Genomic DNA, 10,797 nt, shown 5'->3' on the forward strand with positions numbered 1-10,797 from the left:
GCTCAGCGCTTCCCGTTGCTAAGCGGCTCCTGCGTGCGAAGCACCGGTTGGGTCGAAAAAAGCGATCCAGCCAGGAGCAGCGCGACGCCAATGCTGATTGCAACATCCGCCATGTTGAAGGTCGGCCAATGCCAGTTGCCTATGTGAAAATCGAGAAAGTCTGTCACCGCGCCTTGATGCACGCGGTCAACGATGTTGCCGGCGGCGCCGCCGGCGATCAAACCGAGAGCCGTTGCTTCAATGGTCCTGCGGGTCCGCATTGCCCAAACGAGAAGACCGACCGTGATCGCCACTTTGATCCCGGCCAACACCAACGGATGCTCGAGGAAGACATCTTGGAACATCCCGAAGCTGACTCCGGTGTTGAAGCCGAGCGTCAGGTTGAAAAAGGGCACAACCTCGATCACGCGTGGCGGGACCATGACGGCATTTATGATCAACCACTTCGTAGCAACGTCGAAAAGAAGCGCGGCCACAAATGCGCCGCCAACCCATATCGCGATATTTCTAGCGGGACGTTCGGCCACGATGATTCCTTGTGTTCTTCGGGTTCTGATCGGCATTTCTGTCGTCAGCGGCCGCCCCAATACAGGGCGGCCGCTATTGGCTCAATGCGCAGTTGCAGGGCGAGCCACAGTGGAATGCTGGCGCTCCTGTGCTCGAACCTTTGCGCCGCCGACTGGGCCACCATCTCTCTGGCGCTGTTCCCGATTGAGGAGCCGCAAACCGTTGAGAACGACCAGCAGGGAGGCCCCAACATCGGCGGCGATCGCGCCCCAAAGGGATGCGAGACCGATCACCGTCAGCACTGTGAACAACAGCTTCACGGCGATCGAGAAGGCGATATTCTGCCGAATGACGGCGAGCGTGGCTCGTGAATGGCGCACGAGCCAGGGAAGTCTGGAGAGGTCGTCCGACATCAGGGCGACGTCTGCCGTTTCGATGGCTGCGTCGCTCCCCATTGCGCCCATGGCAATGCCGAGATTGGCGCGGCCCATGGCAGGGGCGTCATTGACCCCGTCACCCACCATGGCGACGACGCCATAGCGCCGAACCAGGTCCTCGACGGCCGTGACCTTGTCGCCGGGCAGAAGTTCCGCGCGAACTTCATCAATGCCGGTCTGCTTGGCAATCGCCTCGGCGGTGGCCCGATTGTCGCCTGTCAGCATCACCACTTTTTCCACGCCCGCCCGATGCAGCGCGGTGACGATATCCTTGGCTTCAGCCCTCACAGCATCGGCAACAGCGATCAGTCCCCAGACTTCCTGGCCGTCGCCAACGGCGACAATGGTCCGGCCAGCGCCGGAAAGTGTGTCGGCGCGTTCCAGGATGGCCGGTGAGCCGACCGCGCGTTCATCGAGGTAGCGGCGTGACCCAAGCCAGACTTCGCGACCGGAGACGCGGCCGGTCATGCCGCGACCCGTGATGGCCTGGACGGCCTCGGCCGGTTGTGCGGCAATGCCGTTTTCTGTTGCCCTCGCCAAAATAGCGCGGGCGATGGGGTGCTCGCTGCGCGCCTCGAGGGCTGCTGCTAACCGAAGAAGGTCATCCTCGTTTCGGCTGCCGAGCGCCAAGATCTCCACGACCTGAGGACGTCCTTCGGTGAGCGTCCCCGTCTTGTCCATGGCGATTGCTTTCAAGCGCGCCGGCGTCTCGAGATGGACGCCGCCTTTCACCAACACGCCCTGCTTCGCAGCTCCCGCAAGGGCAGCCACAATGGTCACGGGCGTCGAGATGACAAGGGCGCAGGGGCAGGCGATCACGAGCAATACGAGGGCGCGATAGAACCAAACCTCCCAGCCACCACCGAGCAACAGCGGCGGCACCAAAAAAACGGCTATCGCGAGCGCCATAACGACGGGCGTATAGACGCGTGCAAATTTCTCGACCCACTGCTCGCTGGGAGCCCGCCGGCCCTGCGCGGAGCCGACCATGCGGATGATCTGCGCGAGCGTGGTATCGCTTGACGCCTTGGTGGTCACGACGTCCAGCGCGCCTTCGCCGTTGATGGTGCCTGCAAAAACGTCGTCTCCTTCCGATTTGAAGACCGGGACGCTTTCGCCGGTGATCGGTGCCTGGTTGACCTCACTCTCTCCGGCGGCCACACGGCCGTCGAGCGGTACTTTATCGCCAGGTCGAATAATGATGTGCGAACCGACACGGACTTCGGCTGCCGGCACGTCTCTCTCCGTGCCGTCTTCAAGCATGATGCGCGCGGTCGGCGGCGCGAGCTCCATCAGGGCCGCCACGGCCCGCCGCGCTCGGCCGAGGCTCCAGGCCTCGAGAGCAAGGGCGAGCGCGAAGAAGAACGAAACCGTTGCGGCTTCGAACCAAGCGCCAATTCCGATCGCACCCACGACGGCGATCACCATCAGGAGGTTCATGTCGGGACGCAGGCGCCTGGCCGCGAGCCAAGCCTTCGGGGCCACGTAACGCACAGCACAAAGCGCGGCGAGCGTATAGAGAATGACGCTTAGCAGCGGCGTTGCACCTGCACCATGTTCGCCTGCCTCGAAGGCCGCGATGATTCCACCTCCGACCCAGGCGTGAACCGCAAATCCGATCGCGACGAACAGGCCGCTCGCAGCAGTCAGCCATGATTGAATGCGTCTGCGCCGCTCTTCTGCCCGTGCCCCTTCGCTGGTGGCGCCCTCGGTCCAGGGCTCCGCCTGCAGGCCGGCGCGTACAACGGCCTTCTCGATCTTGGCCTCCAAGGCGGCGTCAGGCGCCATGTCGATCGACATGCGGCCGTTAAGAAGGTCGAAAGCGAGCTTGTCCTCACCAACGAGCGGGCCGACTTCGCGCTTCAGGGCGGCGATCTCGTCGGCACAATCCATGCCATGGATTCGATAGACAACGCCGCCAGGCAGATTGATCGGCGGCGGGCTGAGGGCTTCCTTCACGTTGGTCGCGCAACCGCACGCGGATCCTGCGGCATCGCAGGTTGCCTGCTCAGCAACGGCCGGCGCTGTCCACAGCTCAGCCCGCATCCCGGTTCGCGCGACCGCCTGTTCGATCTCTTGGAGGGTTGTCCCGCTCTGAGGTGCAATGGTCATCGCACCCTGCGAAGTGTCGAAGGCGAGCTTATCCTCGCCAACGAGCGGTCCCAGTTCCCTGGTCAGAGCAGCCACCTCATTCTTGCAGTCGAGGCCGCGCACACGCAGGAGCATGGTTTCGGCCGAACCATCCTGGATGAGAGAGCCTGACATCCCGGTTCTTGAGATGCCGCTCACGAGTTCGTCGATCGAGGCACGGTGCTGAGGCGCGACCGTCATCAACCCCTTTGCTGTGTCGAAGGCGAGCCAGTCCTCACCGCCAACCAGAGGGCCGATTTCGCGCTTGAGCATCGCGACCTCGTTTTTGCAATCGAGGCCCTCGACCTTGAACAGCCACGCCGACGCGGAGGACTTATCCAGCTCAGCCAGCAATTGTGCCCTCATTCCAGTGGTAGCGACCGCCTGCTCAATGGTATCGAGTGCCGGAGCGGTCAGGCCCGCGACCTCCATGACACCGCCCTTGGTGTCGAACGACAACTTGTCCTCGCCACCGACGACGGGACCGACCGCGGCACGAAGCATCCGAACTTCGTTCTGACAATCCAAGCCCTCAACCTTGAAGCGTAACGTGCCTAAGGTGCTTCTAGCCTCGGCTTCAATAGTCATTGCGGTCTCCTAAATTTGCTTATTCTCTCGAGCCCGGCTCGAATCCTTTCACGCACCATACATTCTGTAGTGGCTACAGGAGCAAGAGGCCTTTCAATCGTTTTTTGCCGTCCAAGCGAGCGACAGACGTCAGCGTCCGGCGGCTATCAGCCCGACCACAATTCCATAGCTCGCGATTATTGAGGCGCCGGTGAGCGCCATGCCAAAAGCCCGGCCTGAGACTCGTTTGGCGTAGCCGAATGCAAAGGTGATGCGGCCAACCAGAAACAGAGCAACCAGCAGCGGTATGAGCACCAGTTCGGTTTCTCGCAGAAGCGCTGCTAGGGTCAGATGTGCGCCAAAAGCCAGTACTGTCTGCTCCAATGAATTCTGCAGCACCGCGGCACGCACGGCGATTGCCGGGCTGGGTTTGCCGAACGCCGAGCCCCGTATATCCGCCGGCGAATAGAACCTGCCTCTGCTCACCGCGCCGACGCAGCCGGCCAGCCAGAGAAACATGAGAATACTCGCCTTCAACGTGAACGCGATCCGCTCACCGAAGTCCATCTCTGGGCTGAGGCCGAACAATTCAGGAGGCAGCCAGGCATAGCCAACCACAAGGACGACCGCCGCGAAGGCGAGCGCGACGGCTGAGGCTCGGACAATGCCCACCTGGTCAGAACTGAGCCTCTTGAACACTGTCCTTGCTCCTTGTCGTCCTCCGCCGCCTGCCTGTGGTGATGAAAGACCGGGGGCGACCACTCATCGCGCGTGGGTTCACACGCCCCGATCATAGGTATATAAATCCTGTAGTAACTACAGAATCAACCCTTGCGAGGGGTCGAGGCCGTGACTGAACCCGGTCGCCGTAACAGCGGTCACGGCCACTTGGTGCCGAGATCGGGCACCGCAAGAACACGAGATGAGACCGGCGGATGAGCTTCTATTCGATTTATCAGCAGGGTTTCGTTCGCGTGGCTGCCTGTACACCGAAATGCGAAGTCGCCGATCCCAGCTACAATGTCGCTGAGACGCTCGCGCTCGCCCGCGACGGTGCGCGCCAGGGTGTTGCGCTGATGGTGTTCCCGGAATTGGGCCTCTGCGGTTACGCGATTGACGATCTTCTCGGCCAAGCCGCGTTGCTGCAGCGGGTGGAACAAGCGATCGAGGAAGTCGCGGCCGCGAGCCGCGAGCTTTCGCCGGTTCTGCTCATCGGCGCGCCGCTGGTGCGGGAAGGACGACTCTACAATTGCGCTGTCGCCGTCCATCGTGGGCGCATTTTGGGTGTTGTTCCCAAAGGACATCTGCCGAATTATCGGGAATTCTACGAAAAGCGTTGGTTCGCTTCGGGCCGAAACTTGAAAGGCGCTACCATCGAGATCGCTGGTCAGTCCGTCCCCTTCGGAATGGATATGATTTTCGCGGCCGAGGATTTGCCAGGCTTCGTCTTCCACGTCGAGCTGTGCGAGGACGTATGGGGACCGGCTCCGCCCAGCGACTTTGCCGCGCTCGCTGGCGCTCTCATCCTTACCAACCTCTCGGCCAGCAACATCACTGTCGGCAAGGCCGAAACCCGCCGGCTGCTCTGCGCAACCCAATCGGCGCGGTGCTGGGCTGCATACATCTATTCCGCGGCCGGTCCGGGCGAGTCGACGACGGACCTCGCTTGGGACGGTCAAGCCTGCATTTATGAACTCGGGCAGCTGCTGGCAGAGACCGAACGGTTCCCGCAGGACTCGCAAATGGCCATCGCCGATGTCGACGTTGATAGGCTCAGACTGGAGCGCCTGCGCACCGGCACCTTCAACGAGGCGGCCATCGCACAAGCTATGCCTGAAGACAGGTTCCGGCGTATCGGCTTCCGGTTCGAGCCGTCGATGACGGACCTCGGGCTGCGCAGGGCCGTCGCGCGCTTCCCCTATGCTCCAGCCGATCCGGCACGCCTCGACCAGGACTGTTATGAGGCCTACAGCATCCAGGTCCAGGGGTTGATGAAGCGCCTTCAGGCGACGGGCATCCGCCGCGTCTGCATCGGGGTCTCCGGTGGTCTGGACTCCACTCACGCGCTGATCGTGGCGGCGAAAGCGTTCGACCGGCTAGGCTGGCCCCGGTCCGACATTCTCGGCTTCACGATGCCGGGCTTCGCGACGGGGGAGGCCACCAAGGCAAATGCCTGGACGCTGATGCGTAGTCTCGGCGTCACCGCCGAGGAGATCGACATCAAGCCGTTGGCGCAGCAGATGCTGGCGTCACTTCAGCATCCGTTCGCGCAAGGCGAGCCGGTTTACGACGTGACGTTCGAGAACGTGCAGGCGGGCCTGCGCACGGACATCTTGTTCCGTGCAGCCAACCAGCGAGGCGCCATGGTGCTTGGCACTGGCGATCTGTCCGAAATCGCGCTCGGCTGGTCGACCTACGGTGTCGGCGACCATATGAGCCACTACAACGTCAACGCGTCGGTGCCGAAAACACTCATCCAGCATTTGATCCGCTGGGTGGCACAGTCAGCCGCCTTCGATGAGGCAACGAACGGCACGTTGCTCTCCATTCTTGACACTGTGATTTCGCCAGAACTCGTGCCGGCCGGCGAAGGCGGCGCCTTACAAAGTACGGAGGAGAAGATTGGGCCTTATGAACTGCAGGATTTTACCCTGTTTTATTTGACGCGCTATGGCCTGAAGCCATCGAAGATCGCTTTCCTGGCCTTCCATGCCTGGCGTGACGCCACCGCCGGAGCTTGGCCTCCACAGTATCCGGAAGAGCGCCGTCGCGCATATGATCTGCCCACAATCAGATCGTGGATGGAGGTGTTCCTCTATCGCTTCTTCACGATCAGCCAGTTCAAGCGCTCGGCGTCGCCGAACGGCCCCAAAGTCACTGCTGGCGGCTCGCTGTCGCCGCGCGGCGATTGGCGCGCTCCGTCGGATGGCAACGCCCGCCTCTGGTTGGAGGAGTTGCGCGCTCACACGCCGTCGGAATGAACGTGCCCTGAGGGTTGGCGCTCAGCGGCCAACGGCAATCGGCGCACGGATGCCGATGACGCTTCCGCCCAGTTGTTATCCCTACTCGAACCACCGTTACGGAATGAATTCGCCATGATCACCATCGGAGCCTTGTCACAACGGACAGGCGTCAATATCGAGACAATCCGCTACTACGAGCGGATCAATCTCATCCCGCCGCCGCCCCGCACAGAGAGCAGGCGGCGCCTCTATGAAGCAGAGGATGTTCGGCGACTGACGTTCATACGCCATTCCAGGGATCTCGGCTTCGACATCCCGGCTATTAAGACGATGCTCGCTCTGCAGGAAAGGCCAGAGTCCTCTTGTGAGCAGGTGAGCCGAATTGCCACCGATCAGCTCGAAGCCGTCGAGGTGCGGATCCGACGCCTTCTCGGACTTAAGAGCGAGCTCACTCGGATGATCAAATCGTGCGACAATGGGAAAGTCGCATCGTGCCGGATCATAGAAGTTTTAGCTGACTCACCCAACTCGCATGATGCCCCCTGAATCGCTGAGGAATTCAGGAACATCCACGACTTTGTTGGCTAGGGAGTGCCCGAATACCCCATCTATAATAGTCGTTCTTGGCAACGTGCGCGAGGAAAATCGAGGCTGAGCGTCGATTCGCACCGCGCCTCACGGGCGACTGATTCGGTCGCCCGCTGGCGCGCCGCCAGCGACGCGGGAAGGCCCCACCCGGTTCGACCGGGCGGGGCCTTGGCCCGGGGATCACTCCCCGCTGCGGCGGCCGTTGGGGCGGGACCAGATGAGGCTGTAGCCTTCGCCTTCCTCGTCGTCGAAGAGGTTGGCATAGATCGGAGCGGTGAAGCTCGGATCGTCCAGCTTCAGGCCGAGATAATCGCGACCCTCGTTGGAGCGCTTGGCCCAGGCGGCGCCGATCTCGACCCGGCCGACGAAGACGCGGTGGCTGGGGGCGTTGTCGCCGGAGCGGTTGGCCTCGGGCACGACGCGGACGTTCTTGGTCTGGAGCGAGAGGGTGACGATTTCGCCGGTGAACTCGTTGTTGCCGGTTTTCTTGAAGGTGCCGATGGTCGCCATGATAGTTCTCCTTGAACTCTGTTCCGAGCCCGCACCATTGCGGCCTCGATGGCGATCGGTGGGCCGGAGGCGATCGACGCGGCATCGCTTGCGACCGGAGCAACGCGGAGGACGGCGTGGACACGACTTTCTTGTCTCGCGAGGAATGACGGCGCAGCCGTCAGGGGAAGAAAGTCGAGACGCGCCGTTGCGGCATAGGCGATCGAGGCGCAGCCGACCTTCGGCCAGATCAGCCCATTGAAGAGGCCGTTTTGGAGCGGTCGACCTGACAGAGATGCATCAACGGAGAACCTGGCGACATCGTCATAACCGCCAGGACCCGGCAACGACGTCGCCGACGGCGATCTTTCCTTCGTGCAGGCCTCATGAAAGTCCGAACGCCGTTGCCGACCACATTGCTCAAAGACACGAACGGCGACACCCTGATGTTGGCCGAGTTTCGTGCGCCGCCTGACTTCACAGCATTCTCTAACGCGGTTGCGCGTGTCCGGCTCCACTGCTGGTCAGTGTCATCAAGACGTTTGCCGACACCCCCGATGATGAGGGAAGCGCAAGGTCACAATCAGCTCCGCGTCTGCCTCGGCCGCATCGTGGGGCTCAACCTTGCGCCAGGCCCTGTCCGGTCGAACCGGGTGTGGCCATTGCAACCATCCGTGTAAGGGCGGTGACACCGACAGCGATGGCCCCAACAACGGAAAAGGCGAGCTGCCAGCCCTCCGACGGCATGGTGTGTTTCACGATACCATGCGTGGCGTGATAGCCGGCGATCGCCGCCGGCGCGACGAAGGCCAGCGCGATGGCGATACGTGCCCAGAGCGGTCGCACGAAGACGAGCAGAAGTTGGCCGATGCCGAAGGTCAGGCCGGCTGCAAGTGCGCCAACGATGATCGCGCCGAGCCAGCCGGCGCCGGTGTAGGCCCACGTTCCCGCGGTTACGCCCGCGAAGAAGGGCAATGCGAAGACGGCGAGTGTGAACAGCAGCCAGCAGAAGAAGCCGATCGCCGCAATGGAAAGAAGGATGCCGATAAAGATCATGGTGGTGTCTCCGTAAGCAATGCTCGAACGGTTGCGCCTCCACCACCACCACGGCGCGGTGCCGAGCATAGCAAAAGATGATCACTGGCGGGAGCGGAAACCGGCAAGGTTTCCGCTGCGGCTGTGGCGATCTTCGCCCCAGTCATGGGGCGAAGGGATCGATTTCGTGGACGATTTCCGAGTCGTCGCCGTCGAATTCGGTGGCAGGGGTGACCGAGAGGGTGCCGTCACCGGCGCGGAAGATTACGATGGCGACCATCAGGCTGGTGGCGAGGCTGAAGGCGAAGGCGTGTGCGTCGGGGAAGGACATCGATCCGGCTCCTGTTTGGAGCGGGGGACCATCCCCCGCTGACAGGTGCCCGATGTGTTCGGCCGAGGGCTGCAATCACCGCGCAGGCAGAGCCGAAGCGGCGGCACGCGTAAGCGTAGTCCGACCCTTCACGGGTTGATGGCGTTAGGCCATCGGCTGGACCAAGGATTAGCGCCATTCAGCGGGAGGTGGTCGTCTCCGAGCGAGGAGCCGGAACGATTCAAGCGTGAAGAACGTGAAGCCGTATTGCTTGGACAAGCTGACGCCCGACCTCACATGCGTCGTATGCAAGACCTGGTGGCCATGGTGTCGACGACTCTCGCTGAAACCCGCCACCTTGAAAGTGCGGATGGAGGTAACCGATAACCCATTCGACACGTGAAGGTGGGGCCAAGCCGGCTTGGGTCGAATAATAGAGTGCCCTGGCGAGATCGTGCCCGATATTCGCGCGGTTCCAATCGTCATTGGTCGCGACATTGAGAAGATACGATTTCAGGAGCAGCTCGATGGCGATGGCCATCGCATGCAGGGCCTCATTGTCCAATCCGCGACTCGCCGCCCACTCAGCGGCTTCAACTTTTACGGCGGCATTTTCCAAGAGAACCTGGGCGAGTACGGCGTCCGAACGTGCGGGGACCGGAAGTGGCGTCAATCGTGGCGTGGATTACGCTATGCCATGCGCTCGGTTTATTGCGGATAGCGAATTGATGAGGCGGCGCTTACGCGCCGCCGAACTTCCAGACCGGGATGCCGAGCTTCTTGGCCTTGTCGGCGAGGTTGTCGTTGATGCCGGTGCCCGGGAAGTGCAGCACGCCCTTCGGCACGATCTGCAGCATCTCATCGTTGCGCTTGAAGGGCGCAGCCCGGCCGTGCTTCGTCCAGTCGGGTGCGAAGCCGATTTGCGGGACATTGCGATTCTTGGCCCAGAGAGACGCGATCTTTTCGGCGCCCTTCGGCGATTTGCCGTGGATCAGCACCATGTCGGGGTGCTTCTCGTGGACCTGGTCGAGCTTCGCCCAGATCAGACGATGGTTGTCGAAATCGAGCCCGCCGGTGACGGCGATCTTCGGGCCAGGCGGCAGGAGCACCTCCTGCTCGGCGCGCTTCTTCGCCATGAGGAAGTCGCGGCTGTCGATCATCGCCGAGGTGAGGTTGCGGTGGTTGACCTTCGATCCCGAGCGCGGAAGCCAGGGTTTGCCGATCTGGCGTTCATAGTGCTCGGCGGCCTGGTCGCGCATTAGTTCGAAGGCGGTCTGGCGCTCGACCAGTGTCATGCCCTCGGCGGTGAGGCGCTCGAGATCGACTGACTTCACCTCGCTGCCGTCCTGTTCGCGCTGGGAGCGCTTTTGCGCCTGCTCGTTATCGTCGAGTTCGCGGTTGATCCGCTCGGCGGCGCGATGGAAGACGTTAACGGTCGACCAGAGGAGATCGTCGAGGTCGGGTTCGAGGCGTGAGTCCTCCAAGGTCACGATCAGCGCGTCGAAGATATCGGCGATCGCGCCCGCTACCGCGTTGCCGTCTGGCAGAAGCCGCTGGTCTGGTTCATCGGCGAAGGGCCGGTAGCCGTGGAGCTGCAGTTCGTTGAGGACATGGTCGGTTGCTGAGGATTCGTGGTGCGGTTCGTAGTCGTCGTGCTCGTGCATGGGATGCTCCGTCGGTTGGACCGCGACCGTCGCGGCCTTCATGGCGACGAAGCCCACCGGCGGGACGGCGCTGCACCCGGAGCGCAAGCGAGGGGCCGGAGCGTCAG

At 62.3% G+C, this 10,797-nt stretch carries 9 protein-coding genes; 2 read left to right on the forward strand and 7 right to left on the reverse strand.

What is annotated here, in order from left to right; all coding sequences use genetic code 11:
* Positions 1-2: 2 nt before the first annotated feature.
* The 3 genes from lspA to QFZ88_RS16235 all read right to left on the reverse strand — a co-directional run bounded on the left by lspA (position 3) and on the right by QFZ88_RS16235 (position 4,340).
* A complete protein-coding gene (gene lspA, locus QFZ88_RS16225; protein ID WP_044411231.1) occupies positions 3-527 on the reverse strand; it encodes a signal peptidase II in 525 nt (174 codons plus the stop codon).
* Between the two features lie 81 nt (positions 528-608).
* Entirely contained in the window at positions 609-3,662 is a 3,054-nt protein-coding gene (locus QFZ88_RS16230; protein WP_097142796.1) for a heavy metal translocating P-type ATPase, read from the reverse strand.
* 129 nt (positions 3,663-3,791) lie between these two features.
* On the reverse strand, positions 3,792-4,340 hold the full coding sequence (locus tag QFZ88_RS16235; RefSeq protein WP_024338471.1) for an MAPEG family protein: 549 nt from the start codon (positions 4,338-4,340) through the stop codon (positions 3,792-3,794).
* Positions 4,341-4,576: 236 nt separating this feature from the next.
* Between QFZ88_RS16235 and QFZ88_RS16240 the strand changes: the two genes are divergently transcribed.
* Together QFZ88_RS16240 and QFZ88_RS16245 are read left to right on the forward strand one after the other, a co-directional pair.
* Positions 4,577-6,622 carry an NAD(+) synthase gene (locus QFZ88_RS16240; protein WP_024922550.1) on the forward strand — a complete coding sequence of 682 codons (2,046 nt, stop codon included), beginning with the start codon at positions 4,577-4,579 and terminating at the stop codon, positions 6,620-6,622.
* 114 nt (positions 6,623-6,736) lie between these two features.
* Positions 6,737-7,150: a MerR family transcriptional regulator gene (locus QFZ88_RS16245; RefSeq protein WP_024338473.1), complete on the forward strand. Its 414-nt coding sequence runs from the start codon at positions 6,737-6,739 to the stop codon at positions 7,148-7,150.
* Between the two features lie 222 nt (positions 7,151-7,372).
* Here QFZ88_RS16245 and QFZ88_RS16250 read toward each other — a convergent pair whose 3' ends face one another.
* The 4 genes from QFZ88_RS16250 to QFZ88_RS16265 all read right to left on the reverse strand — a co-directional run bounded on the left by QFZ88_RS16250 (position 7,373) and on the right by QFZ88_RS16265 (position 10,690).
* A complete protein-coding gene (locus QFZ88_RS16250) occupies positions 7,373-7,702 on the reverse strand; it encodes a DUF736 domain-containing protein (protein ID WP_024922551.1) in 330 nt (109 codons plus the stop codon).
* Between the two features lie 597 nt (positions 7,703-8,299).
* A complete protein-coding gene (locus QFZ88_RS16255) occupies positions 8,300-8,737 on the reverse strand; it encodes a hypothetical protein (protein ID WP_024922552.1) in 438 nt (145 codons plus the stop codon).
* A gap of 142 nt (positions 8,738-8,879) precedes the next feature.
* Entirely contained in the window at positions 8,880-9,047 is a 168-nt protein-coding gene (locus QFZ88_RS16260; protein ID WP_162835316.1) for a hypothetical protein, read from the reverse strand.
* A 719-nt stretch (positions 9,048-9,766) separates the two neighbouring features.
* Positions 9,767-10,690 carry a DUF2493 domain-containing protein gene (locus QFZ88_RS16265; RefSeq protein ID WP_024922554.1) on the reverse strand — a complete coding sequence of 308 codons (924 nt, stop codon included), beginning with the start codon at positions 10,688-10,690 and terminating at the stop codon, positions 9,767-9,769.
* Positions 10,691-10,797 lie beyond the last annotated feature (107 nt).

The sequence above is a fragment of the Mesorhizobium sp. YL-MeA3-2017 genome (assembly GCF_030814575.1).
Taxonomy (GTDB): Bacteria; Pseudomonadota; Alphaproteobacteria; order Rhizobiales; family Rhizobiaceae; genus Mesorhizobium; species Mesorhizobium terrae.

Bases quoted from the DNA above. Each gene is read 5' to 3' on its own strand.
- QFZ88_RS16230 (WP_097142796.1), bottom strand. From the start codon at position 3,662: ATGACTATTGAAGCCGAGGCTAGAAGCACCTTAGGCACGTTACGCTTC.
- QFZ88_RS16240 (WP_024922550.1), top strand. From the start codon at position 4,577: ATGAGCTTCTATTCGATTTATCAGCAGGGTTTCGTTCGCGTGGCTGCC.
- QFZ88_RS16245 (WP_024338473.1), top strand. From the start codon at position 6,737: ATGATCACCATCGGAGCCTTGTCACAACGGACAGGCGTCAATATCGAG.
- QFZ88_RS16250 (WP_024922551.1), bottom strand. From the start codon at position 7,702: ATGGCGACCATCGGCACCTTCAAGAAAACCGGCAACAACGAGTTCACC.
- QFZ88_RS16255 (WP_024922552.1), bottom strand. From the start codon at position 8,737: ATGATCTTTATCGGCATCCTTCTTTCCATTGCGGCGATCGGCTTCTTC.
- QFZ88_RS16260 (WP_162835316.1), bottom strand. From the start codon at position 9,047: ATGTCCTTCCCCGACGCACACGCCTTCGCCTTCAGCCTCGCCACCAGC.
- QFZ88_RS16265 (WP_024922554.1), bottom strand. From the start codon at position 10,690: ATGCACGAGCACGACGACTACGAACCGCACCACGAATCCTCAGCAACC.